The organism is Paracoccus sp. AK26, assembly GCF_011801365.1.
GTDB lineage: Bacteria > Pseudomonadota > Alphaproteobacteria > Rhodobacterales > Rhodobacteraceae > Paracoccus > Paracoccus aerius.
Map to the genome: position 1 here is coordinate 1,892,301 of NZ_CP041041.1, position 23,301 is coordinate 1,915,601.

23 protein-coding genes are annotated in these 23,301 nt (G+C 64.5%); 14 read left to right on the plus strand and 9 right to left on the minus strand.

Annotated features, from left to right (window positions below; genetic code table 11):
* Positions 1-88: 88 nt before the first annotated feature.
* Both FIU66_RS09370 and FIU66_RS09375 read left to right on the plus strand, forming a co-directional pair.
* Positions 89-340: a hypothetical protein gene (locus tag FIU66_RS09370; RefSeq protein ID WP_167622453.1), complete on the plus strand. Its 252-nt coding sequence runs from the start codon at positions 89-91 to the stop codon at positions 338-340.
* A gap of 85 nt (positions 341-425) precedes the next feature.
* A complete protein-coding gene (locus FIU66_RS09375; protein ID WP_167622454.1) occupies positions 426-1,307 on the plus strand; it encodes a LysR family transcriptional regulator in 882 nt (293 codons plus the stop codon).
* Between the two features lie 45 nt (positions 1,308-1,352).
* Here the strand turns inward: FIU66_RS09375 and glnA are convergent, their stop codons facing one another.
* Positions 1,353-2,759, minus strand: a complete 1,407-nt coding sequence (gene glnA, locus FIU66_RS09380) for a type I glutamate--ammonia ligase (protein WP_167622455.1) — start codon at positions 2,757-2,759, stop codon at positions 1,353-1,355.
* A gap of 79 nt (positions 2,760-2,838) precedes the next feature.
* Positions 2,839-3,177 (minus strand): P-II family nitrogen regulator, encoded by a 339-nt coding sequence (locus FIU66_RS09385; RefSeq protein ID WP_103171477.1) that lies wholly within the window; start codon positions 3,175-3,177, stop codon positions 2,839-2,841.
* 154 nt (positions 3,178-3,331) lie between these two features.
* Between FIU66_RS09385 and FIU66_RS09390 the strand changes: the two genes are divergently transcribed.
* The gene (locus FIU66_RS09390; protein WP_167622456.1) at positions 3,332-4,933 is read left to right on the plus strand and encodes an NAD(P)H-hydrate dehydratase; all 1,602 of its coding nucleotides are present in this window, start codon (positions 3,332-3,334) and stop codon (positions 4,931-4,933) included.
* Here FIU66_RS09390 and nrdF read toward each other — a convergent pair.
* From nrdF to nrdH, 4 genes are all read right to left on the minus strand, one after another.
* On the minus strand, positions 4,930-5,886 hold the full coding sequence (nrdF, locus tag FIU66_RS09395; protein ID WP_370528909.1) for a class 1b ribonucleoside-diphosphate reductase subunit beta: 957 nt from the start codon (positions 5,884-5,886) through the stop codon (positions 4,930-4,932). The two genes, FIU66_RS09390 and nrdF, sit on opposite strands and share 4 nt — an antisense overlap.
* 87 nt (positions 5,887-5,973) lie before the next feature.
* On the minus strand, positions 5,974-8,097 hold the full coding sequence (nrdE, locus tag FIU66_RS09400) for a class 1b ribonucleoside-diphosphate reductase subunit alpha (RefSeq protein ID WP_167622458.1): 2,124 nt from the start codon (positions 8,095-8,097) through the stop codon (positions 5,974-5,976).
* Positions 8,082-8,525 (minus strand): class Ib ribonucleoside-diphosphate reductase assembly flavoprotein NrdI, encoded by a 444-nt coding sequence (gene nrdI, locus FIU66_RS09405; RefSeq protein WP_167622459.1) that lies wholly within the window; start codon positions 8,523-8,525, stop codon positions 8,082-8,084. The genes nrdE and nrdI overlap by 16 nt, the downstream gene beginning before the upstream one ends.
* Before the next feature lie 6 nt (positions 8,526-8,531).
* A complete protein-coding gene (nrdH, locus tag FIU66_RS09410; protein ID WP_167622460.1) occupies positions 8,532-8,753 on the minus strand; it encodes a glutaredoxin-like protein NrdH in 222 nt (73 codons plus the stop codon).
* A gap of 467 nt (positions 8,754-9,220) precedes the next feature.
* Here nrdH and FIU66_RS09415 point away from each other — a divergent pair, with 467 nt between their 5' ends.
* From FIU66_RS09415 to FIU66_RS09465, 11 genes are all read left to right on the plus strand, one after another.
* Complete coding sequence (locus FIU66_RS09415) at positions 9,221-10,453, plus strand: SRPBCC family protein (protein WP_167623462.1); 1,233 nt, start codon at positions 9,221-9,223, stop codon at positions 10,451-10,453.
* Positions 10,454-10,460: 7 nt separating this feature from the next.
* On the plus strand, positions 10,461-11,552 hold the full coding sequence (locus FIU66_RS09420) for a 2Fe-2S iron-sulfur cluster-binding protein (protein WP_167622461.1): 1,092 nt from the start codon (positions 10,461-10,463) through the stop codon (positions 11,550-11,552).
* Between the two features lie 283 nt (positions 11,553-11,835).
* A complete protein-coding gene (locus FIU66_RS09425; RefSeq protein WP_167622462.1) occupies positions 11,836-14,718 on the plus strand; it encodes a monovalent cation/H+ antiporter subunit A in 2,883 nt (960 codons plus the stop codon).
* Positions 14,718-15,062 (plus strand): Na+/H+ antiporter subunit C, encoded by a 345-nt coding sequence (locus tag FIU66_RS09430; protein WP_167622463.1) that lies wholly within the window; start codon positions 14,718-14,720, stop codon positions 15,060-15,062. Before FIU66_RS09425 ends, FIU66_RS09430 begins: the two co-directional genes overlap by 1 nt.
* Positions 15,059-16,702, plus strand: coding sequence for a monovalent cation/H+ antiporter subunit D (locus FIU66_RS09435; RefSeq protein WP_167622464.1), 1,644 nt, complete (start codon positions 15,059-15,061; stop codon positions 16,700-16,702). Before FIU66_RS09430 ends, FIU66_RS09435 begins: the two co-directional genes overlap by 4 nt.
* Positions 16,699-17,184, plus strand: coding sequence for a Na+/H+ antiporter subunit E (locus FIU66_RS09440; RefSeq protein WP_167622465.1), 486 nt, complete (start codon positions 16,699-16,701; stop codon positions 17,182-17,184). Before FIU66_RS09435 ends, FIU66_RS09440 begins: the two co-directional genes overlap by 4 nt.
* Positions 17,181-17,462, plus strand: a complete 282-nt coding sequence (locus tag FIU66_RS09445; protein ID WP_167622466.1) for a K+/H+ antiporter subunit F — start codon at positions 17,181-17,183, stop codon at positions 17,460-17,462. The genes FIU66_RS09440 and FIU66_RS09445 overlap by 4 nt, the downstream gene beginning before the upstream one ends.
* A complete protein-coding gene (gene mnhG, locus FIU66_RS09450) occupies positions 17,459-17,845 on the plus strand; it encodes a monovalent cation/H(+) antiporter subunit G (protein WP_167622467.1) in 387 nt (128 codons plus the stop codon). The genes FIU66_RS09445 and mnhG overlap by 4 nt, the downstream gene beginning before the upstream one ends.
* Before the next feature lies 1 nt (position 17,846).
* The gene (locus tag FIU66_RS09455; RefSeq protein WP_167622468.1) at positions 17,847-18,317 is read left to right on the plus strand and encodes a hypothetical protein; all 471 of its coding nucleotides are present in this window, start codon (positions 17,847-17,849) and stop codon (positions 18,315-18,317) included.
* Positions 18,318-18,397: 80 nt separating this feature from the next.
* The gene (gene ppk2 / locus FIU66_RS09460; protein WP_167622469.1) at positions 18,398-19,303 is read left to right on the plus strand and encodes a polyphosphate kinase 2; all 906 of its coding nucleotides are present in this window, start codon (positions 18,398-18,400) and stop codon (positions 19,301-19,303) included.
* A gap of 103 nt (positions 19,304-19,406) precedes the next feature.
* Positions 19,407-19,850 (plus strand): TerB family tellurite resistance protein, encoded by a 444-nt coding sequence (locus FIU66_RS09465; RefSeq protein ID WP_167622470.1) that lies wholly within the window; start codon positions 19,407-19,409, stop codon positions 19,848-19,850.
* On the opposite strand, the gene FIU66_RS09470 is transcribed toward FIU66_RS09465, so the two are convergent.
* Genes FIU66_RS09470 through FIU66_RS09480 form a run of 3 tightly spaced genes read right to left on the minus strand, consistent with a single transcriptional unit; the run spans position 19,847 to position 23,204 of the window.
* On the minus strand, positions 19,847-21,154 hold the full coding sequence (locus FIU66_RS09470) for an FAD-binding oxidoreductase (protein ID WP_167622471.1): 1,308 nt from the start codon (positions 21,152-21,154) through the stop codon (positions 19,847-19,849). The two genes, FIU66_RS09465 and FIU66_RS09470, sit on opposite strands and share 4 nt — an antisense overlap.
* The gene (locus FIU66_RS09475) at positions 21,151-22,509 is read right to left on the minus strand and encodes a glutamine synthetase family protein (RefSeq protein WP_167622472.1); all 1,359 of its coding nucleotides are present in this window, start codon (positions 22,507-22,509) and stop codon (positions 21,151-21,153) included. Before FIU66_RS09475 ends, FIU66_RS09470 begins: the two co-directional genes overlap by 4 nt.
* Positions 22,506-23,204, minus strand: coding sequence for a type 1 glutamine amidotransferase (locus FIU66_RS09480; RefSeq protein WP_167622473.1), 699 nt, complete (start codon positions 23,202-23,204; stop codon positions 22,506-22,508). Before FIU66_RS09480 ends, FIU66_RS09475 begins: the two co-directional genes overlap by 4 nt.
* Positions 23,205-23,301: the final 97 nt, after the last annotated feature.

Sequence of the window (23,301 nt, forward strand, 5' to 3'; positions counted from 1 at the left end):
CACTGAAGACATCGATCCTGGTCTAATGGCGGCGAAATCAGGGGCTTATATCCTCTGTCATAGAAACGACAGATGAATGAGACACATCATGAAACGCATCGCAACCGTCATGACCGCCCTGATCCTCGCCACCGGCGCAGCCCAGGCCGCCAGCTATAATACGGGTAATCCCGACGCCGATATGCCGACCGCTCCGGTCGTTGCCGCCAACACCGTCACCGTGAAGGCTTCGGACGTGATGACCGCCAAGGAACGGGAGCGCGCCCATGTCGCGGCCGACGCCGACCTGACCGTCAGCGACTTCTCGGCCCCCGGCCCGCGTTCGACCTACGTCCGCTAAGGCGCGCCGTTTGACGGCAGGAAATCTTGGCCGCCCCTGATCGGGGCGGTTTTCCTTTGTCCAAGGCCAAGGCATTGTGGCGCGCATGGATATCAGCGTTCTTCGCACCTTTGTCAGCGTCATCGACGAGGGCAGCTTTTCGGGCGCAGCACTGCGCATGGGGATTTCCCGCAGCCTGTGCAGCAAGCATGTCGCCGATCTGGAGGCTGACCTGGGCGTCAGACTGCTGACCCGCACGACCAGAAAGGTCACCCCCACCGCCACGGGCCTGTCCTATTGCCAGGCCCTGCGCGACGTGCTGACCCGGCTGGACGAGGCGACCGAGGCAGTCAAGGCGACCTCGGCAAGCCTGTCCGGCTCGCTCAAGATCGGCAGCCCGATCTTCTATACGCTGAAGGTTCTGCAGCCGCATCTTCTGGAATTCATGGAGCGCTATCGAGACGTGCAGTTGCAGATCGTGCTGGATGACGGTGCCAGCGACATCGTCGGCGACGGCTTCGACGCGGTGATCCGCATCGGCAACCTCAAGGATTCGACGCTGCATGCGCGGCGACTGCACGCGGTCAGGATCATGCTGGTGGCCGCGCCCGACTACCTGTCGCGGAACGGGCGGCCGGAAAAGCCCGCCGACCTGTTGCGCCACGACTGCCTGCACTACACCAACCTGCCCGGCAACCTGACCTGGCCGCTGCGCCGGGGCAGCCGCACCATCCGCCAGCCGGTGCGGCCGATCTTCTTCAGCAACAACACCGAGATGCTGCATTCCATGGCGCTGAACGGCAAGGGGCTGGCGCTTCTGCCCGAATTCGTCGTGCGCGACGGGATCGCCGCCGGCCAGTTGGAGGTCGTGATGTGCGAATATGCCCTGCCCGACCTGCCGGTGAACCTGGTTTATCCGTCCGGCAAGCTGATGACAGGGGCGATGCGCAGCTTTCTGGATTTTGCCACCAAGCTGCGGCTGGATTGAAAAAGGCGCCCCGAGGGGCGCCTTTCTGGTCCGTGTCCCGCAGCCTCAGCAGCTGTAATACATCGCGTATTCGATCGGGTGGGGCGTATGCTCGTAGGCATAAACCTCTTCCCATTTCAGCTTGATATAGGCTTCCAGCTGGTCGCGGGTGAAGACATCGCCCTGCAGCAGGAAGTCCATGTCCTTCTCCAGCTCCTCGAGCGCCTCGCGCAAGCTGCCGCAGACGGTCGGGATTTCGGCCAGTTCCTCGGGGGGCAGGTCGTACAGGTCCTTGTCCGACGCGGGGCCGGGATCGATCCGGTTCTTGATCCCGTCCAGGCCCGCCATCAGCAGGGCCGCGAAGGCCAGATAGGGGTTGGCCGCCGGATCGGGGAAGCGGGCCTCGACACGCTTGGCCTTCGGCGATTCGGTCCACGGAATGCGGACGCAGCCCGACCGGTTGCGCGCGGAATAGGCGCGCAGAACCGGCGCCTCGAAGCCCGGGATCAGCCGCTTGTAGCTGTTGGTGGACGGGTTGGTCAGGGCGTTCAGCGCCTTGGCGTGCTTCAGGATGCCGCCGATGAAATACAGCGCCTCCTGGCTCAGGTCGGCATACTTGTCGCCGGCAAACAGCGGCTTGCCGTCCTTCCAGATCGACATGTTGACGTGCATCCCCGACCCGTTGTCGCCCTTCATGGGCTTGGGCATGAAGGTCACCGTCTTGCCATAGGCATGGGCGACGTTGTGGATGACGTATTTGTATTTCTGGATGTTGTCGGCCTGCTCGGTCAGCCCGCCGAAAATCAGTCCCAGTTCGTGCTGGCCCGACGCGACCTCGTGGTGGTGCTTGTCCACCTTCATGCCCATCCGCTTCATGGTGGACAGCATCTCGCCGCGGATGTCCTGGCCCGCGTCGATCGGGTTGACCGGGAAGTAGCCGCCCTTGTGGGCCGCGCGATGACCCTGGTTGCCCATCTCGTATTCGGTGTCGGTGTTCCAGGCCGCATCGACGGAATCGATCTGGTAGGACACCTTCTGGGGCGTGACCTGATAGCGCACGTCGTCGAAGATGAAGAACTCGGCCTCGGGGCCGCAGTAGAAGGCGTCACCGATGCCGGTGGACTTCAGATATGCCTCGGCCTTCACGGCGGTGCCGCGCGGGTCGCGTGCGTAAGCCTCGCCCGTGTCCGGCTCGACCACGTTGCAATGCACGCACAGCGTCTTTTCCGCATAGAACGGATCCAGATAGGCCGACGAGGGGTCCGGCATCAGTTTCATGTCAGATTGGTCGATCGACTTCCAGCCCGCGATCGAGCTGCCGTCGAACATGAAGCCCTCCTCGAAGAAGTCCTCGTCGATCAGATCGACATCCAGCGTCACATGCTGAAGCTTGCCCTTGGGATCGGTGAAGCGGACGTCCACATAGGCGACCTCCTCGTCCTTCAGAAGCTTCAAAACGTCATTGACCGTCATCTCTTCCCTTTCTGCGTAGATGCGGCCCGGCTGGTTCGCCGGGCGCGATAATCCTGTTGGGATGTTGTTCTTCTTGTGCTCAGACCGCGTCGTCGCCGGTTTCACCGGTGCGGATACGGATTGCCTGCTCGACAGGCGAAACGAAAATCTTGCCGTCGCCGATCTTCTCGGTCCGGGCGGCGCTGACGATGGCGTCGATGGCGGCCTCGACCTGGTCGTCGGGCAGCACCATCTCGATCTTCACCTTGGGCAGGAAATCGACCACGTATTCCGCGCCGCGATAAAGCTCGGTATGGCCCTTCTGGCGGCCAAAGCCCTTGACCTCGGTGACGGAAAGACCTTGCACGCCCACTTCCTGAAGCGCCTCCTTCACATCGTCCAGCTTGAACGGCTTGATGATCGCTTCGACCTTCTTCATCGCAATGATCCTTCCTCGCGGCTTGCCTGAAGCCTGATTGGCGGGTTTCATGGCACGGGTAAACGGGCGACGGCGCCATTTGCGACAGCAATCAGATGCCCTGCGGGATTGTGCCTGTTTTTTGTGCGACAAGATCAATAAAAAGGCAGAGGCCATGCTGACCGGCAGCGAAGTCCTGACCACCGCCCAAATGCGCGCCATCGAATCCGCCGCCATGGCCAGCGGACAGGTGACGGGGCTGGAACTGATGGAGCGTGCGGGCGGCGCCGTGGCAGGCCATATCCGCCTGCGCTGGCCCAAAGCGGGGTGCGTCACTGTGCTGTGCGGTCCGGGCAACAACGGCGGCGACGGCTATGTTGTGGCCCGCCTGCTGCACCGGGCGGGCTGGCGCGTGCGCGTGCTGGGCACGGACAACATGCCTGGGCCGGACGCGGCCGAGATGAAGCGGCGGTGGGCCGCGATCGGGGGGATCGGCCCGCTGACCGAACGCGGGTTACAGGGCGGTCCTGAAAGCGATGTTTATGTCGATGCCATCTTCGGCACCGGCCTGACCCGTCAGCCCGAGGGAGAGACTGCCAGCATTCTCGCCCGGATCTTCGGACGGGGCGGAGATGGAGCCTATCATTGTAGTCGCGTGGTTGCCGTGGATTGCCCAAGCGGGCTCTGCATGGACAGCGGCAAGGCCCCTGCCCTTCCACCGGGGCTCGGCACGTTTGATAGTCCTGCCCGGCTGACGGTGGCCTTTGACAGCCCCAAGCCCGGCCATCTGATCGGGCTTGGCCCGATGCTGTGCGGCGAGTTGATCGTGGCCGACATCGGATTGAAACAGTGGAGAGAGCGCAATCTTGCCAGCCGGGGCCGGCGGCGCGTCAGACTGGAAGCGATCTGGCCAAGGTTCGACATTCCGGACGCAAGGCGGATCGAATTTTCGCTGACGGATCGACTTGGGAAACACCCATTTGCCAGCCAGCACAAATACAGCCACGGCCACGCCCTTGTTCTGGCCGGAGGCCCTGCCAAGGGTGGCGCCGCGCGCCTGTCCGCCCGCGCAGCATTGCGGATCGGGGCAGGCCTTGTGACCCTCGCCCCGCCCCAGGACGCCTTGCCCGAATACTCCAGCCCGCCCGATGCCCTGATGCGCCGCGCCCTCGATGATGGCGATGCCCTGCGCGGGGCATTGGACGACACCCGCATCAATGCTGCCTGCATCGGGCCTGGCTGCGGCATTGACCGTGCCGCAGCATTGCTCGCGGTCCTGCTGCCCACCGGGCGCAGAACGGTTCTGGACGCGGACGCCCTGACTGCCCTGTCGCAGGACCCTGGCCTGATGGCGGCCTTGCACGGCAGATGCATCCTGACGCCGCATGGCGGGGAATTTGCGCGACTGTTTCCCGACCTTGTCGAAAAGGTTGAGGCCTCGCAATGGCCCGCCTATTCCAAGCTCGACGCCGCGCGCGAGGCCGCCGCCCGCTGCGGCGCGGTGGTCCTGCTGAAAGGCCCCGACACGGTGATCGCCGCCCCCGACGGCCGCGCCCGCATCCATTCCGCCTTCGATATCCCCTGGCTTGCCACCGCAGGCGCAGGCGATGTGCTGGCCGGGATCATCACCGGCCTGCTGGCGCGGGGCTTTCAGCCGCTGGACGCCGCCAGCCTGGGCACGCTGATCCATGCCAAGGCCGCTCGCCTGTTTGGCCCCGGCCTGATCGCGGACGACCTGCCGGACATGATCCCGCAGGTCTTGCGCGACCTAGCCTAGAAATCCCAGTCCTCGTCCTCGGTGGCGACCGCCTTGCCGATGACATATGACGACCCCGATCCGCTGAAGAAGTCGTGGTTCTCGCTGTCGGGCGACAGCGCCGCCAGGATCGCCGGGTTCACCTCGCAGACCTGGGGCGGGAACAGCGCCTCGTATCCGAGGTTCTGCAAGGCCTTGTTGGCGTTGTAATGCAGGAAGGCCTTGACGTCCTCGGTCAGGCCTATGCCGTCGTAAAGTTCCGCGGTATAGCGCTGCTCGATGTCGTACAACTCGAACATCAGCGAGAAGGCGAAATCCTTCAACTCGGCCCGGCGTTCCTCGCTCTCGCGCTCAAGCGCCCGCTGAAACTTGTAGCCGATGTAATAGCCATGCACCGCCTCGTCGCGGATGATCAGGCGGATCAGGTCGGCGGTATTGGTCAGCTTGGCGCGGCTGGACCAGTACATCGGCAGGTAGAAACCCGAATAGAACAGGAAGCTTTCCAGGAAGACCGATGCGATCTTGCGCTTCAGCGGGTCGCTGCCCGCCTTGTATTCCTCAAGGATCAGCCGCGCCTTGGCTTGCAGATGCGGGTTCTCCTCGGCCCAGCGGAAGGCCTCGTCCACTTCCTTGGTCAGGCACAGGGTCGAGAAGATCGAGGAATAGGACCGCGCGTGCACCGCCTCCATGAAGGCGATGTTGGACAAAACCGCTTCCTCGTGCGGGGTGATCGCGTCGGGCATCATCGAGGGCGCACCCACGGTGTTCTGCACCGTGTCCAGCAGCGTCAGCCCGGTGAAGACGCGGATCGTCAACTCGCGCTCGGCCGGGCGCAGCGTCGCCCAGCTTTGCACGTCGTTCGACAGCGGCACCTTTTCCGGCAGCCAGAAGTTCACCGTCAGCCGGTTCCAGACCTCAAGGTCCTTCTCGTCGTCCAGCCGGTTCCAGTTGATCGCGCGGGCGGCCGTCTGCATCACATGATCCTTCATCGCGAAGAACCCCTTTCATCTTGGCAAAAATATCCTCGGGGGTCCGGGGGCAGACAGCCCCCGGCTTCGGCGTCACAAGGTGCAGGACACGCAGCCCTGGACCTCGGTCCCCTCCAGCGCGGTCTGGCGCAGGCGGATGTAGTAGATGGTCTTGATGCCCTTTTTCCAGGCATAGATCTGGGCGCGGTTGATGTCCCGCGTGGTCGCCTCGGCCGGGAAGAACAGCGTCAGGCTCAGGCCCTGGTCCACATGCTCGGTCGCGGCGGCGTAGGTGTCGATGATCGCCTCGGGACCGATCTCGTAGGCGTCGCGATAGTATTCCAGGTTCTCGTTCGACATGAAGGCTGCGGGGTAATAGACGCGGCCGATCTTGCCTTCCTTGCGGATCTCGATCTTGGACACGATCGGGTGGATCGAACTGGTCGAGTTGTTGATATAGCTGATCGACCCGGTGGGCGGCACCGCCTGCAGGTTGCGGTTGTACAGCCCGTGCCTCATCACATCGGCCTTCAGCGCGGCCCAATCGTCGCGCGTGGGCAGGGTCACGTTCTCGAAGACGCGCGCCACGTCCGGCAGCACCGGCAGCCAGTCGCGGTCGGTGTATTTGTCGAAGAAGGTGCCGTCGGCATATTTCGACTTCTCGAAGTCCTTGAAGGTCCTGCCATGTTCCTGCGCCAGCAGGTTCGACGCGCGGATCGCGTGGAAGGCCACGGCGGCGAAATAGACGGATGTGAACTCGACCCCTTCCGGCGACCCGTAATGGATCCGCTCGCGCGCCAGGAAGCCGTGCAGGTTCATCTGGCCAAGGCCCACGGCACGGGCCTCGTCATTGCCGCGCCGGATGGATGGCACCGCGTCGATGGCCGACATTTCCGACACGGCGGTCAGGGCGCGGATCGCGGCCTCGATGGTGGCACCGAAGTCGGGGCCGTCCATGGTCGCCGCGATGTTCAGCGACCCGAGATTGCAGGAAATGTCAGTGCCCAGGTGCGAATAGCTCAGATCCTCGTTGAACTCGGAGGCCTCGTTCACCTGCAGGATCTCGCTGCACAGGTTCGACATGGCGATGCGGCCGTGCACGGGGTTCATCCGGTTCACCGTGTCCTCGAACATGATGTAGGGATAGCCGGATTCGAACTGGATTTCCGCGATGGTCTGGAAGAACTCTCGCGCGTTGATCTTCTTCTTCTTGATGCGCTTGTCGTCCACCATCTCGGCATATTTCTCGGTCACCGAGATGTCCGAGAAGGGCACCCCATAGACCTTCTGCACGTCATGGGGCGAGAACAGGTACATGTCGGCGTTCTTTTTCGCCAGTTCAAAGGTGATGTCGGGGATCACCACGCCAAGCGACAGGGTCTTGATGCGGATCTTCTCATCCGCGTTCTCGCGCTTGGTGTCCAGGAAGCGCATGATGTCGGGATGGTGGGCGTTCAGGTAAACCGCCCCCGCCCCCTGCCGCGCGCCAAGCTGGTTGGCATAGCTGAAGCTGTCTTCCAGCAGCTTCATCACCGGGATGACACCGGACGACTGGTTCTCGATCCCCTTGATGGGGGCCCCCGCTTCCCGCAGGTTGGTCAGCATCAAGGCCACGCCGCCGCCGCGCTTGGACAGTTGCAGGGCCGAGTTGATCGACCGGCCGATGGACTCCATGTTGTCTTCCAGCCGCAGCAGGAAGCAGGAAATCAGTTCGCCCCGCGACTTCTTGCCGGCGTTCAGGAAGGTCGGCGTCGCGGGCTGGAAGCGGCCCGACAGCATCTCCTCCATGAAGCGCATCGCCAGCGCCTCGTCGCCCCTCGCCAGCGTCAGGGCGACCATGACCACGCGGTCCTCGTAGCGTTCCAGGTAACGCTGACCGTCACGGGTCTTCAGCGTATAGCTGGTGTAGTACTTGAACGCGCCCAGGAAGGTCGGAAAGCGGAACTTGCGCTTGAAGGCGGCGTCCCAGATCGCCCGCTGGAAATTCTTGGAATACTGGTCCAGGACCTCGGGCTCGTAATAGCCTTCCTCGACAAGGTAATCCAGCTTCTCGTCCAGCGAATGGAAGAAGACGGTGTTCTGGTTCACGTGCTGCAGGAAATACTGCCGCGCGGCCATGCGGTCGGCATCGAACCGGATGCGCCCGTCGGCGTCATACAGGTTCAGCATCGCGTTCAGCGCGTGGTAATCGAGTTCAGGCTTCAGGCCGTCAAGCATTCCAACCCCCGGAATTGATGAAGGCCCGCGCGGACCTTTTGAATGTCGGTGTCCGTCCCCGCCAGCTCGAACCGCCACAGCACGGGGACCTTGCATTTCTCTGCGATGACGCGGCCCGCAAGGGCGAAGGTCGCGCCGAAATTGCGGTTTCCCGCGCCGATCACGCCGCGCAGGTGGCTGCGGCGGCGGGGATCGTTCAGGAAGTGGATCACCGCCTTGGGCACCGCGCCGCGCCCCTGCCCGTCCGCATAGGTCGGGCAGATCAGCACGAAGGGCGCGTCCACAACAGGCATCTGATCTGCGGGCCGGATGGGAATCCGCAGCGCCGGAAGGCCCAGGCGCGCCACGAAGCGCGCCGTGTTCCCCGAGGCCGAGGAATAATAGACCAGCCCGCAAGGCGGCGCGTCGCCAGGCCCATCCCAGCCCATCGCGGATCAGCCCAGGCGGCCGATCATGTCGGGCCGGAAGCCCGCCCAATGCGCGTCGCCGGCGATCACCACCGGGGCCTGGCGATAGCCAAGCGCGGTCACGCGTTCCATTGCCGCCGCATCCTCGGTCAGGTCGATGACGTCATAGGACAGGCCGCGCGCATCCAGGGCACGGGTCGTCGCGGTGCATTGCACACAGGCAGGTTTGGAATAAACGATGATAGTCATGCGCACTGCTCCTTTTGCATTGGGCACGCGAAGGCAGCAGCCGCAGGCCTGTTCCCGCGACCATACCGCCGGGTTTCGCTGCCCGGTGTCGTTTTTCATGTCAGGGCCGATGGCGGCCAAGGTCGTTCTGCACAGACTGCCGCGCCGTTTTCCGGCTGCCAACGGCCTTCTTCTTGCGTGATCCGGTGGCCCTTCTAGCTGTTGCATATCGACAACCGCAAGGGGGCATCACCACATCATCTAGCCATATCTGCCAGCATCACGTCAACATGTTGACATGCGATTCGGTTTCTGACTTTGGCGAAAATCATGGTTGTTGCTTTTTCGGCACCAGGTGCCACAGCAGATTCCAGTGCGATCGCCGGCCATGTCTGAATCGCGCGACACAAGGTCGCAATTTGTCCAGCATGGCGTCGCAAACCGGCTAGTTTGCCCCCATAGCAGCCAGCACCTCCATGGGTCCAGACATGAATACGACCTCGACCGCCAGCCTGATCGCAGAACGCATCCCTGGCTTTTCCCTGCCCCGCGATCTGTATTGCGGCCAGCAGGCCTTCCAGGATGATCTGGAGCAAATCTGGTACCGCGAATGGCTGTTCGCGCTGCCGTCCTGCGAGATCCCGAAGACCGGCAACTTCGTCACCCTGAACGTCGGCGCCTATCCCGTGATCGTGGTGCGCAGCGGCGACGGGCGTGTCCGCGCCTTCCACAATGTCTGCCGCCATCGTGGGCAGCGGCTGTGCGCCAAGACCAACGGGTCCAATCCCAAGCTGGTCTGCCCCTATCACCAGTGGACCTATGACCTTGACGGCAAGCTTCTGTATGCCCGCGACATGGGCGAGGATTTCGACGCCAGCAAATACGGGCTGAAGCCGGTCCACTGCATCGACTTGGGCGGGATGGTCTTCATCTGCCTGGCCCAGATCCCGCCCGCGATCAACGAACTGGCTGCGAACTTGACGCGCTTCGTCCAGCCCTCGGGCATCGCCGACAGCAAGGTCGCCTTCTCCTCGACCATCATCGAGAAGGGCAACTGGAAGCTGGTGATGGAAAACAACCGCGAATGCTATCACTGCGGCGGTTCTCACCCCTCACTGTGCCGGACCTATTCCGACGATCCGCTGATGACGGTGATGGAAGGCCCGAATTCCGCATCCCCCGAGATCCTGGACCACTGGGCGCGCTGCGACGCGGCCAACCTGCCGTCGCGCTTCACCAACGCGCCCGACATGCAGTGGCGCATGGCCCGCGTGCCGCTGATGGACAACCAGGAAAGCTTCACCATGTCGGGCAAGGCCGCCGTGTCGCGGCGCATGGGGACGATCCCCTGGAACGACGCGGGCAGCCTGATGTTCTATCACTTCCCGTCGTCCTGGAACCACTTCCTGCCCGACCACGCCATCGTCTTCCGCATCCTGCCCATCAGTCCCACGGAAACCGAGGTCACGACCAAGTGGCTGGTCCACAAGGACGCGGTCGAGGGCGTGGACTACGACCTGCAGAAGCTGACCGAGGTCTGGCTTGCCACCAATGACGAGGACCGGCAGGTGGTCGAGGAAAACCAGAAGGGCATCCTGTCCCCCGCCTATCAGCCCGGCCCCTATTCGCCGACGCAGGAAGCGGGCGTCATCCACCTGATCGACTGGTATTGCGGGCTGATGAGCCGCCGCCTGTCGCCCAACGCGGTCGCGGCGGAGTAAGACACGCATGAAGAAGCCACGCCTGAACTGGGCCGCCGAGCCGTGGTCCGACGACGAGCTGCTGGAATGCACGATGGTGGTTCCCGAAACGCCGGACACCGCCACTTTCACCTTCCGGGCGCCGTCGGGGGCGTGGTTCGATTACCAGCCGGGGCAGTTCATCACGCTGGATCTGCCGGTCGATCCCGCAAGGGGCGCGGCGGGCAATGTCCAGCGGACCTATACGATCTCGTCCTCGCCCTCGCGGCCCTTGTCGATTTCCGTGACGGTGAAGGCGCAGCCTTTGTCGGTGGGCACGCGGTGGATGCTGCAGAACCTCAAGCCCGGCGTACGGATCAAGGCCTTCGGGCCGTCGGGGATTTTCAGCTTCCACAAGCATCCGGCGCGGAAATACCTGTTCATCTCGGCGGGGTCGGGCATCACGCCGATGATGTCGATGACCACCTGGGCTTGGGATTCGGGTGAGGCATCCGACATCGTCTTCGTCCATGCCGCGCGGCGTCCATCCGACATCATCTTCCGCCACCGGCTAGAGCAGTTCGTGAACCGCACCACGAACCTGCAACTGCATTTCACGGTCGAGGAACCGGACACCTTCGGCGCGTGGTACGGCTATCGCGGCAGGCTCAGCCAGATCATGCTGGGCCTGATGGCCCCGGATTACCTTGAGCGCGAGGTCTTCTGCTGCGGGCCCGAGCCCTTCATGCAGGCCGTGCGCGACATGCTGGTGTCGCTGGGCTTCGACATGGACCATTACCACCAGGAAAGCTTCGGCGCGCCCATCAAGACCGAGGCCGACGCCCCCGTAATCGAGGACACGGCCCCCGAGGAAGGCGCCAAGGCGCAGATCACCTTTGCCGACAGCGGCGTCACCGCGCCCTGCGCGGAAACCGACACAGTCCTGGCGGTGGCAAAGCGCTCGGGGCTGAACATCCCGTCGGGCTGCACCTTCGGCCTGTGCGGCACCTGCAAGATCCGCAAGCTGTCCGGAGAGGTCCACATGGTCCACAACGGCGGCATCAGCGACGAGGATATCGACGAGGGCTTCATCCTCGCCTGCTGTTCGCATCCGTTGGGCAAGGTCGAGGTGGCGGTCTGAGGGCTGCTTCCGGACCGATCCCCAACGCCGCGGCAGCGCATCAGGTTCGACGGTCGGAGGGTCTGCCAGGGCATATTTTTCAGGACTGGTGCCGATAACGGAAAAGTTGGAAAAATCCTGATTCTGCCGTCAATCTGGCCTTGATCTTGAGCGGGATGAAAGGCATTCGGACCTGACCCCCGAATGCCTGGCAAAGCTTGTCTTCTTTCCATCGAAGAACAAGGCAGCACCGTCATGTCTCGGGAAAAGCGACTTGATTTATTGAGGTAAGGGCAAGGCGAAGATGGCCGAACACAATCTGTTCCTGTTGTTGGCAAGCCTTCCCTTCGCGACCGCGCTGATCCTTCTGACCCTTTCGCCAACCTCGCGCAGCGCCTCGGCCTGGCTGTCGGGCGCCTCGCTGGCGGCCGGGCTGGTGGTTCAGGCGGGCTTCCTGTCCGACATCCGAGACGGCACGGTGCTGCGCGCCAGCATGGAATGGGTGCCTTCGCTGGGGATGAACCTGGCGCTGCGCATGGACGGATTTTCCTGGCTGTTCACGACGCTGGTGCTGTCGATCGGCATCCTCGTGGTGATCTATGCGCGCTACTACATGTCGGCGGGCGACAACCTGCCCCGCTTCTATGCGCTGCTTATGGCCTTTACCGGGGCAATGCAGGGCATCCTGATTTCCGGCAACGTGCTGGGGATGGTCGTCTTCTGGGAACTGACATCGTTCATGTCCTTCCTGCTGATCGGCTTCTGGCACCAGGGGGCGGCGGCGCGGGACGGGGCGCGGACAGCGCTGATCATCACCGCCCTGGGCGGGCTTTGCCTGCTGACGGCAATGCTGATCCTGGGCTATGTCGCGGGTAGCTATGACCTGGGGATCATCCTGCGGTCGGGCGACGCGGTCCGGGCGCATCCCTGGTACGGCGCGATCCTGGGGCTGTTCCTGCTGGGCGCCTTCACCAAGTCGGCGCAGTTCCCGTTCCATTTCTGGCTGCCCGGCGCCATGGCCGCGCCGACGCCGGTGTCGGCCTTCCTGCATTCCGCGACCATGGTGAAGGCCGGGGTGTTCCTGCTGGTGCGCTTCTCGCCCGTGCTGGGCGGGACCGAGGCCTGGTTCTATGTCGTCACCAGCATCGGCATGGCCACGCTGATCCTGGGCGCGGCGGTCGCGCTGTATCGCCATGACCTCAAGGGGCTTCTGGCCTATTCGACGATCAGCCACCTGGGCCTGATCACGGCGCTTGCAGGGATCGGCGGGCCGATGGCGATCCTGGCCGCGATCTTCCACATCTGCAACCACGCGGTCTTCAAGGCGTCCCTGTTCATGGCCGCCGGCATCATCGACCACGAGACCGGCACGCGCGACATGCGCCGCCTGTCCGGCCTGTTCCGGCCGATGCCCTTCACCGCGACCCTGGCTATCGTTGCCGCAGGCGCTATGGCGGGCGTGCCGCTGCTGAACGGGTTCCTGTCCAAGGAAATGTTTCTGGCCGAGGCGGTGGACTGGCACAATGGCACCTGGCTGGACAACGCCCTGCCCTATTTCGCCATCGTCGGCAGCACCCTGTCGGTGGCCTATTCGCTGCGCTTCATCGCGACCGTGTTCTTTGGCCCGCAGGCGACCAACCTGCCCAAGACCCCGCACGAGCCGCCCGCCTGGATGCGCCGCCCGGTCGAGCTGCTGGTGTTGATCTGCCTGGTCGTGGGCATCCTGCCCGCGCTGACCCTTGGCCAGATCGTCAACACGGCTGCCCGATCCGTGGCGGGGCCGGACCTGCCCTATTACAAGATCGCCATCTGGCACGGCGTCAATGCCCCCCTGATGCTGAGCATGATCGCCCTGGCGGTGGGAACGCTGATCTATGCCTTCAGCGCCAGGTCGATCCCGACCGGGCCCGAGGGTCCGTTCCTGCTGCACCGGATCCGCGGGCAACGCATCTATGACTGGCTGCTGTTCCGCCTGTCCTGGCGCCTGCCGCGCATGGCCCTTGCCCTGATGTCTACCGAAGCCCTGCAACCACAGTTGCGACTGCTTGTGCTGGGCGGGATTGCCGTTGCGGTGGCATCGCTGTGGTCGGGCCTGACCTGGGCGCAGGATCTGCGGCTGCACGCGTTCAACCCGGCCTTCGCGTTGTTGTGGACGGTGGGCGCGGCCTGCGCCATCGGCGCGGCCTGGCAGGCCAAGTATCACCGCTTCGCGGCCCTGGTCCTGCTGGGCGGTGCGGGGGTGGTGACCTGCCTGACCTTCGCCTGGTTCTCGTCCCCCGACCTGGCGCTGACGCAGCTTCTGGTCGAGGTGGTGACGACGGTCCTGCTGCTTCTGGGCCTGCGCTGGCTGCCCAAGCGCCGTTCCGAGATCCCCGAGGACAAGCTGCTGCCAGCCAAAATCCGCCGCGGCCGTGATCTGGTCATCGCCGTTGTCGGAGGGGTGGGAATCGCGGCCATTGCCTTTGCGGTCATGACGCGGCCCGTCATCAGCAATGTCGGCGACTGGTTCCTTGGCAATGCCTATTACGAAGGCGGCGGCACCAATGTGGTCAACGTGATCCTTGTGGACTTCCGCGCCTTCGACACCTTTGGCGAGATCTCGGTCCTGGCGATCGTGGGCCTGACCGTCTACGGCCTGCTGCGCCGCTTCCGCCCCGCCCCCGAGAGCATCGAGGCGCCCGACCAGCAGACCGGCGACAGCCCCTCGCTGGACGACTACCTTTACGTGCCCTCGGTCATCATGATCTGGATGTTCCCGATCCTGGTGATGGTGGCAGGATACTTCTTCTTCCGCGGCCATGACCTGCCGGGCGGGGGCTTCGCCGCCGGGGTGACGCTGGCGATCGCCTTCCTGATCCAGTACATCGCGACCAATGTCCGCTGGGTCGAGGCCCGCATAACCGTGCTGCCGATCCGCTGGATGGGCTTTGGCCTGCTGGGCGCGGTGGCCACCGGCATGGGCGCCTGGCTGTTCGGCTATCCCTTCCTGACGGCGCACGCGCGCTATGTCGATGTGCCCTTCGTGGGCCAGGTGCCCGCCGCCACGGCGCTGCTGTTCGACATCGGCGTCTTCGCAACCGTCGTGGGCGCGGTCGTGCTGATGCTGGTCGCCATCGCCCACCAGTCGCTGCGCGCCAGCCGCAGGCGCGAGCAGGACGAGATCGCAGCACGGAAAGAGGCCGCCTGATGGAAATCATCCTGTCCGCCGCCATCGGCATCCTGTCCGCCTCGGGGATCTGGCTGCTGCTGCGTCCGCGCAGCTTCCAGGTCATCATCGGGCTGTGCCTTCTGTCCTATGCGGTCAACCTGTTCATCTTCTCGATGGGCCGCCTGACGCCGGGCGCGCCGCCGATCATGCCCAAGGGCGGCTTCGTCGATCCGACCCGCTATGCCGACCCGCTGCCGCAGGCGCTTGTCCTGACGGCCATCGTCATCAGCTTCGCCACCACGGCGCTGTTCCTGGTGGTGATGATCGCCTCGCGCGGGATGACCGGCACCGACCATGTCGACGGGAAGGAGCGCAGCCAGTGATCAGCGAACATCTCATCATCGCGCCGATCCTGATCCCCTTCGTCGTGGGTGCCTTGATGCTGCTTTACGACGACCGGCAGCGGCAGGCCAAGTTCTGGCTCAGCCTTGTCTCGGTCGCGGCGCAGCTTCTGATCGCGGTCGAATTGGTGGTGCGTGCCAAGACCGGCGGCGACATCAGCGACGCCGAAGGGATCAGCTTCTATCTGCTGGGCGATTGGGCGGCGCCCTTCGGCATCGTGCTGGTGCTGGACCGGCTTGCCGCCATGATGCTGGTGCTGACCGCGCTGCTGGCGATCCCGTCCCTGGTCTATTCCGGTGCGGGCTGGGCGCGGCAGGGGCCGCATTACTATTCGCTGTTCCAGTTCCTGCTGGTGGGGCTGAACGGCGCCTTCCTGACGGGCGACATCTTCAACCTGTTCGTGTTCTTCGAGATCCTGCTGGCCGCGTCCTATGGCCTTCTGCTGCACGGATCGGGACAGCTTCGGGTTCGGGCAGGGTTGCACTACATCGCCATCAACCTGGCAGCCTCCCTGCTGTTCCTGATCGGCGTCGCGCTGATCTATGGCGTCACGGGCACGCTGAACATGGCGCATCTGGCGAACCTGATCTCGGCCATGCCGGGCGAGGACCGACCACTGCTGCACGCGGGCGTGGCGATCCTGGCCATCGCCTTCCTGGTCAAGGCGGGCAGCTGGCCGCTGAACTTCTGGCTGCCGACCGCCTACATGGCCGCCGCCGCCCCGGTCGGCGCGATGTTCGCGATCATGACCAAGGTCGGCGTCTACGCGATCCTGCGGCTGGCGATGCTGCTGTTCGGGGAAACCGGCGGCGCCTCCGCGGGCTTCGGCGCGGGGGTGCTGATCCTCCTGGGAATGGCCACGATCCTGTTCGGGCTGCTGGGCATCCTTGCCTCGCAAAGCCTGGGGCGGATGGCCGCGCATTCGGTGCTGGTCTCCTCGGGGACGGTGCTGGGGATCACCGGCTTTGCACTTGCAGGCGGCGGCCAGGCCATGCTGGCGGGCGCGCTCTACTACATGGTGGGATCGGTGCTGGCGACGGGGGCGCTGTTCCTGCTGATCGAGCCGATGAACCGCGAGGACGGCGGCATCGCCGCCATGCTGGCCCTGACGGCCGACGCCTATGGCATCGACGACAGCGAGATCGACGAGGTGCCGGACGTGGGCCTGGCCATCCCCGGAACCATGACCGTGCTGGGCATCTGCTTCGCGCTTTGCGTGCTGATGCTGGCGGGGCTGCCGCCGTTGCCGGGCTTTATCGGCAAGATCGCGATGATCCAGCCCCTGATCGAACAGTCGGCGCTGCCCGCGGGCTTCGCCTGGTCCTTTGTCGCGCTGCTGATCCTGTCGGGCTTTGCCACGCTGATCGGCATGGCGCGCATTGGCATCCAGACCTTCTGGGCCAATGACGTGCCCCTGCCCCGCGTCCTGGCCTTCGAGATCGCGCCGATCATCGCGCTGCTGGTGGTCCTGTCGCTGATCAGCTTCAAGGCCGAGGCGATGCTGCGCTACACCACCGGAACGGCCCATGCCCTGCATGACACCGCGGCCTATGCATACGGGGTCTTTGCCACGCCGCGCGCCGCCGACCGCCCGGATGACGAAGGGGAAGCCCAGGAATGAGCCGTCTTTTCCCCCATCCGGTCCTGTCTGTCGCCCTTGTCTTCCTTTGGCTGATGCTGACCCGGTTCTCGCTGGGATACCTGATCCTAGGCACGGTGCTGTCGCTGGTCGCGGGCTGGGCCTATTCCGCCCTGCATTCGGCCAAGCCGCGCATCCGCCGATGGTCCGCCATACCCCGGCTGATCGGCACCCTGTTCCTGGACATCATCCGGTCGAACGTCGCGGTGACGCGCCTTCTGCTGACCGAAGGACGCAGCGGGCGGCAATCGGCCTTTATCCGCGTCCCGCTGCAGATCACCAGCGGCAATTCCCTGGCGGTCCTGGCGATCATCCTGACCGCCACTCCGGGCACCGCCTGGGTTGAGTACGAGACCGAGACGGGCGTCCTGACCCTGCACATCTTCGATGCGGCCGAGACCGATCATTACCACGACGTGATCCGCAACACCTATGAACCGATGCTGATGGAGATCTTCGAATGAGCGAGACGATCCTGACGATTGCGCTTGGCTATGCGCAGATCGCGCTTGCGCTTGCGGGCTGTCTTGTCGGCACGCGGATCCTGCGCGGACCGCGCGCCCAGGACCGGGTCCTGGCGCTTGATTCGCTTTATGTCTCGATCATGCTGCTGTTCCTGGTGACGGGGATGCAGCTTGGGACCGCCTTCTTCTTCGAGGCTGCGATGATCATCTCGATCATCGGCTTCGTGTCGTCAGTGGCCCTGGCCAAGTTCCTGTTCCGCGGCGAGGTGATCGAATGAGCCCGCTTGCGACCGTCCCCCTGATCGTCGCGATCCCGGTGGCCTTTTTCGTGGTGCTGGGCGCGACGCTGACCCTGATCGGCGCGCTTGGCTTTGCGCGGCTGACCTCGTTCTATGACCGGCTGCACGCGCCGACGCTGGCGACCAGCTGGGGAACCGGGGCAACGATCATCGCCTCGGCCCTGATGTTCAGCTTCATCGACGGGCGGGTCATCCTTCATGAATTCGTGATCGGCTTCTGCATCGTCCTGACCACGCCCGTCACGCTGATGATGCTGGGCCGGGCGGCCCTGATGCGCGACCGGACCGAGGGATCGGATGCCTTGCCCGAAGACATGCGCCGCAGGCGCGATCCCGCGGCCGACACGCCCGCGGGGGACTAGGATGCGCGGGGCTGCGTTTCTTGCCCGCATCTGCACCCTGTGCCTGGCCCTGCCGGCCTGGGCGGATGCGCCGCTGATCGTGCTGGACCAGACGCGCCTGCCCTTTGACCTGGGGCCGGGCCATCCGGCGAACAATCCCGCCAGCCCCGCCAATTCGCCCCATGCCGCCTGGAACTCGTCCGGGAACACCGCGAATGCAGGCACGGCCTGGCAGAACCGGCCCTCGAACCCCGATAACGAACAGCGGCTGATCATCACCGCAGACGGCGGCGTGCTGGGCTATTACGCGACCAACGCGGGGGGCGTCCTGAACCTGTTCGACGTGAACGGCCACCGCGTCGCCTATCGCCCTGCCCGCGGCACGCGCAGCCTGTTCACCGTGGCCGGCCAATGGTGCGGAACCGTCGATGGCGGGCGGACCGACTTCGTGCTGGCCGTAACCCCGTCCTGCGCCGCACGCTTTGGCCGCTAGGGCCGCGGCGGAACAATCCCCTGCCGTAAAATCGTTACCATCGCGCCTTAGACGGGCGGTTCTATTGCCAAGGGAACACCATGACCGACGAACCAAGGGACTGGCTGGAAGCCGAGCTGCAGGAAACCCTGGACGAGGATTACGAGATCGAGCTGGAAGACGCCGTCCTGTCCGAGGAGATCCGCCGCATCTATCGCGAAAAGCGGCCCGAGCAGATGGACCGCAAGCTGTATTTTCGGGAACTGCTGCGCCTTCAGACCGAACTGATCAAGCTGCAGGACTGGGTGGCCCATAACAAGCAGAAGGTCGTCGTCATCTTCGAAGGCCGCGACAGCGCCGGCAAGGGCGGCGCGATCAAGCGCATCACCCAGCGGCTGAACCCGCGCGTGGTCCGCACGGTGGCCCTGCCTGCGCCCTCGGACCGCGAAAAGACCCAATGGTATTTCCAGCGTTACGTCCCCCACCTGCCCGCCGGGGGCGAGATCGTGCTGTTCGACCGAAGCTGGTACAACCGCGCCGGCGTCGAGCGCGTGATGGGCTTCGCATCCGAGGACCAGGTGGACCAGTTCTTCCAGGACGTTCCCGAATTCGAACGGATGCTGGTCCGGTCGGGGATCCGGCTGGTGAAGTACTGGTTCTCGATCACCGACGAGGAACAGCAGATGCGCTTCCTGATGCGCATCCATGATCCTCTGAAGCAGTGGAAGCTGTCGCCGATGGATCTGGAATCCCGCGTCCGCTGGGAAGCCTATACCAAGGCCAAGGAAGACATGCTGGAACATACCAACATCCCCGAAGCCCCCTGGTATATCGTGCCCGCAAACGACAAGAAGCGCGCGCGCCTGAACTGCATGAGCCACCTTCTGAGCATGATCCCCTATGGCGAGGTGCCCCATCAAGAGGTCACGCTGCCCAACCGGGTCTTCAACCCGGACTATGAACGCGATGTCCTGTCCCGCGATCTTTATGTGCCGCAGAAATACTAGGGACGGTCCGGGTTATTGATCGGCCGATCAACGTGCGGTATAATAAAAGCGTGTCTCTGCCCTTAATCCTTGAATGTGTGGTTCAAGGGCGTAAGCTGGGGACATGTTCCGCAACCTGCTTGATCGCCTGTTCACGGACGACCCCAGCCCGAGGCCGCTTGCCACGGACGATGCCGAAGTGGCGGTTGCCGCCCTTCTGGTTCGGGTGGCGAGGGCGGACGATCACTATCATCAGACCGAAAAGCGCCGGATAGACGAGGTTCTGGCCGAATTGCACGGCCTGGGCCTTGCCGATGCCGCCGAACGCCGCCTTGTGGCCGAGATGATCGAGGCCGAGGCCCCCGACACCGTACGCTTCACCCGCCTTATCAAGGATCGGGTCTCGCTGGAGGATCGCGCGGCCATCATCGGGGCAATGTGGGAAATCTCGCTTGCCGACAACCACCGCAGCGCCAACGAGGAAACGGCGATCCGGCTTGTTTCCGCCCTTCTGGGCGTGACGGACCGGGATTCCGCGCTGCAGCGCCGCCGCGTCGCCGGACGCTAGAAGCCCAGCCTGTCGCGCAATCCATACCATGCCATGCCAGCCACCAGCAGCGGGCTGCGCAGCATCGACCCGCCCGGAAAGGGCCGCGCCGGAATGGCCGCCATAGCGTCGAACCCGTCGGACTGTCCCGCCACCGCGTCGGCCATCAGCCTGCCTGCAAGCGTCGCAATCGCGACCCCGTGCCCGGAATAACCGCCCGCCGACAGGCAATTCGGCGCGGGCCGGGCGAAATGCGGCATCCGGTTCATGGTGATCGCCAGCGTCCCGCCCCAGGCATGGGTGATCCTGATGTGGCGCAACTGAGGATAGACCGACAGAAGATGGGGCCGGACCAAAGCGGCGATGTCCTTGGGGAAACGATAGGTCGCCGTCTCGCCCCCGCCGAAGATCAGGCGGCGGTCGTCGTCCAGCCGCCAATAGTTGACCACGAACTTGGTATCGGCGACGGCGATGTTCCGCGGCAGGATTTCGGGGAAGTCGGTGCCCAGCGGCTCGGTCGCGACGACATAGTTGTTGATTGGCATGACCCGCGCGGCCACCTTGGCGTCCAGCCGCCCCTGATAGCCGTTCCCGGCCAGGATCACATGGTCGCAGACGATCCTGCCGGTGTCGCACAGCACCCGGCTTTTCTGAGTGGCCGTGCCATGCTCGATCCGGTGGACATGGGTGCCTTCATGGATCCGCACGCCCGCAGCCGCCGCCAGCCGCGCCATGCCGAGCGCGAGGTTCAGCGGATGAACATGGCCCGCACCCCAGTCCACGTCACCGCCGACATAGGCCGTGCTGCCCAGATGCGCCGCAAGGGCATCGCGATCCAAGGGCTGCACCTTGTCATAGCCATAGCGTTCCGCCAGATGCGCGGCCATCTGCGCGCTGTGCCGGACTTCGGACCCGCTGCGGCAGGCATGGGCCACGCCGTCGCGGATCGGCACGCTGGATTCAGCAGCCAGCGCCCGGACCAGGGCCTTTGCGTCCTCGGCCAGATCCCACAGGCGGCGGGCCGCGTCCGCGCCGAACTGGCGTTCCAGCCAGTCCACCTCTTGCCGCTGGCCCGATCCGATCTGCCCGCCATTGCGCCCGGATGCGCCAAAGCCAACCCGATGCGCATCGACCAGCACCACGTCGCGCCCGGCCCGTGCCAGATGCAACGCCGCCGACAGGCCGGTATAGCCGCCGCCGACGACCGCCACATCGGCACGCACCTCTCCCTTCAGCGGGGTAAACCGGTCCAGGGCCGCGCAGGTCTCGGCATAGATGCTGGGCGGATACTCCCCGCGCCGGTCGTTGGCGTAGAGCAGCTTCATACGTTCAGCAGCAGATGTTCGCGTTCCCAAGGGCTGATGACCTGCAGGAACTCCTTGTATTCGTTGCGCTTGACAGATTCGTAGACGGCGGTGAAATCCTCGCCCAAAACGCCCCGCATCGGCGTGTTTTCCGCCATCATGTCAAGCGCGTCGCCCAGGTTGTAGGGCAGTTCGTCCTGCGACGACATATAGGCGTCGCCCAAGCACTCGCCGCGCGGATTTTCGCCCTCGACCAGTCCCAGGTAACCGCAGGCGAGGCTGGCAGCGATGCCTAGGTAGGGATTGCAGTCCATGCCCGCCAGGCGGTTTTCGACCCGCCGCGCCTCGGGGCTGGAAATCGGCACCCGCAGGCCGGTGGTGCGGTTGTCGCGGCCCCACTCCAGGTTGATCGGCGCGGCGAAGTCCGGGACATAGCGGCGATAGCTGTTCACATAGGGCGCCAGCAACGCGATGGCTGCGGGCAGGTGCTTCTGCATTCCCGCGATGAAATGCAGGAACTGGGGCGTCTCGGCCCCCTTTTCGTCGGAAAAGATGTTCCGGCCCGTGGCCACGTCGATGATCGAATGATGCAGGTGCATGGCGCTGCCCGGCTCGCCCTCGATGGGCTTGGCCATGAAGGTCGCAAAGCAGTCGTGGCGCAGCGCGGCTTCGCGGATCAGGCGCTTGAAGTAGAAGATCTCGTCGGCAAGGGCTACGGGATCGCCGTGGTTCAGGTTGATCTCGACCTGGCCCGCGCCGCCTTCCTGCAGGATGCCGTCGATCTCGAACCCCTGGGCTTCGGCAAAGTCATAGATGTCATCGATGACCTTGCCGTATTCGTCCACGGCGGACATGGAATAGGCCTGCTTGGCGGCTGCCCGCCGGCCGGTGCGGCCCATCGGAGGGATGATCGGCTGGTTGGGGTCGATGTTGCGCGCGACCAGGAAGAACTCCATCTCGGGCGCGACTACCGGCTTCCATCCCCGCTGGCGATACAGGTCCACCACCCGCTTCAGCACGTTGCGCGGCGCGATGGGCACAGGGTTGCCCTGCTGGTCATAGGCGTCGTGGATCACCTGCAGCGTCCAGTCCGCCGTCCAGGGCGCGGCGGTCGCGGTGGTGAAATCCGGCGTCAGGATCATGTCGGGTTCGGTGAACGCCCCCGCCGGGTTGTCGGCCCATTCTCCGGTGATCGTCTGCAGGAAGATCGAGTTCGGAAGATAGAACTTTTCCTGCCGCGCGAATTTCGACGCGGGCATGGCCTTGCCGCGCGCGACGCCCGCGATGTCGGCCAGGATGCATTCGACCTCGTCCAGCCGGCGGCCGGCCACGAAGTCGCGGGCGGCCTGGGGCAGCCTGTCGATCCAGTCGCTCATGCGGCACCCCTGCTGATGGCGCGGGGCTGCTTGAAGAAGGCCTCGATCCGCTCGGCGATGGCGGCCGATCCCTTGGCCTCGCCCATGCGGTCGATGGCGCGGTCCATCAGTTCCTGCGGCACCCGGCCCTTGCCGCGCTTGTCCATCAAGGCAAGGATGAAGTCGTCCGAAAACTCGGGATGGGCCTGCACGGTGAAGGCGCGGTCGCCATAGATCAGGGCGGCGTTCTCGCAAAACTCGTTGCGACCCGCGACCTGCGCGTCCCTGGGCAGCACCACCACCTGATCCTGGTGCCAGGCGTTCAGGCGCAGCGTCTCGCCGCCGAAGTCATAGTCATGCGTGCCGACGGCCCAACCGCCCGGATGCTTGGTCACCGTTCCGCCAAGTGCCTGCGCGATGATCTGGTGGCCGAAGCAGATGCCGACCATGGGCACCGCTGCGTCATAGGCGTCGCGGATAAAGCGTTCCAGCGGGCGGATGAAGTCGTGATCCTCGTATGCGCCGTGGCGCGACCCCGTCAGCAGCCAGCCGTCGGCGTCGTGGACGGATGCGGGGAACTCCATCTCCTCGACATGCCAGGTGCGGAACTGGAAGCCGCGCCCGTCCAGAAGCCGGACGAACAGGTCCGGGTAATCGCCCATGTCCTGCTTCAATTCGGCGGGCGCCTGGCCGCATTGAAGAATGCCGATGCGCATGAAAAACCTGCGATGTTGCTGCAGGCAGGAAGGTAGTCGCGCGGACGGGGGGCCTGCAAGGGGGCAACATGCTTTCGCCAAGTCGTGAATATCTCAC

Bases quoted from the DNA above. Each gene is read 5' to 3' on its own strand.
- FIU66_RS09370 (WP_167622453.1), top strand. From the start codon at position 89: ATGAAACGCATCGCAACCGTCATGACCGCCCTGATCCTCGCCACCGGC.
- FIU66_RS09375 (WP_167622454.1), top strand. From the start codon at position 426: ATGGATATCAGCGTTCTTCGCACCTTTGTCAGCGTCATCGACGAGGGC.
- glnA (WP_167622455.1), bottom strand. From the start codon at position 2,759: ATGACGGTCAATGACGTTTTGAAGCTTCTGAAGGACGAGGAGGTCGCC.
- FIU66_RS09385 (WP_103171477.1), bottom strand. From the start codon at position 3,177: ATGAAGAAGGTCGAAGCGATCATCAAGCCGTTCAAGCTGGACGATGTG.
- FIU66_RS09390 (WP_167622456.1), top strand. From the start codon at position 3,332: ATGCTGACCGGCAGCGAAGTCCTGACCACCGCCCAAATGCGCGCCATC.
- nrdF (WP_370528909.1), bottom strand. From the start codon at position 5,886: ATGCAGACGGCCGCCCGCGCGATCAACTGGAACCGGCTGGACGACGAG.
- nrdE (WP_167622458.1), bottom strand. From the start codon at position 8,097: ATGCTTGACGGCCTGAAGCCTGAACTCGATTACCACGCGCTGAACGCG.
- nrdI (WP_167622459.1), bottom strand. From the start codon at position 8,525: ATGGGCTGGGATGGGCCTGGCGACGCGCCGCCTTGCGGGCTGGTCTAT.
- nrdH (WP_167622460.1), bottom strand. From the start codon at position 8,753: ATGACTATCATCGTTTATTCCAAACCTGCCTGTGTGCAATGCACCGCG.
- FIU66_RS09415 (WP_167623462.1), top strand. From the start codon at position 9,221: ATGAATACGACCTCGACCGCCAGCCTGATCGCAGAACGCATCCCTGGC.
- FIU66_RS09420 (WP_167622461.1), top strand. From the start codon at position 10,461: ATGAAGAAGCCACGCCTGAACTGGGCCGCCGAGCCGTGGTCCGACGAC.
- FIU66_RS09425 (WP_167622462.1), top strand. From the start codon at position 11,836: ATGGCCGAACACAATCTGTTCCTGTTGTTGGCAAGCCTTCCCTTCGCG.
- FIU66_RS09430 (WP_167622463.1), top strand. From the start codon at position 14,718: ATGGAAATCATCCTGTCCGCCGCCATCGGCATCCTGTCCGCCTCGGGG.
- FIU66_RS09440 (WP_167622465.1), top strand. From the start codon at position 16,699: ATGAGCCGTCTTTTCCCCCATCCGGTCCTGTCTGTCGCCCTTGTCTTC.
- FIU66_RS09445 (WP_167622466.1), top strand. From the start codon at position 17,181: ATGAGCGAGACGATCCTGACGATTGCGCTTGGCTATGCGCAGATCGCG.
- mnhG (WP_167622467.1), top strand. From the start codon at position 17,459: ATGAGCCCGCTTGCGACCGTCCCCCTGATCGTCGCGATCCCGGTGGCC.
- FIU66_RS09455 (WP_167622468.1), top strand. From the start codon at position 17,847: ATGCGCGGGGCTGCGTTTCTTGCCCGCATCTGCACCCTGTGCCTGGCC.
- ppk2 (WP_167622469.1), top strand. From the start codon at position 18,398: ATGACCGACGAACCAAGGGACTGGCTGGAAGCCGAGCTGCAGGAAACC.
- FIU66_RS09465 (WP_167622470.1), top strand. From the start codon at position 19,407: ATGTTCCGCAACCTGCTTGATCGCCTGTTCACGGACGACCCCAGCCCG.
- FIU66_RS09470 (WP_167622471.1), bottom strand. From the start codon at position 21,154: ATGAAGCTGCTCTACGCCAACGACCGGCGCGGGGAGTATCCGCCCAGC.
- FIU66_RS09475 (WP_167622472.1), bottom strand. From the start codon at position 22,509: ATGAGCGACTGGATCGACAGGCTGCCCCAGGCCGCCCGCGACTTCGTG.
- FIU66_RS09480 (WP_167622473.1), bottom strand. From the start codon at position 23,204: ATGCGCATCGGCATTCTTCAATGCGGCCAGGCGCCCGCCGAATTGAAG.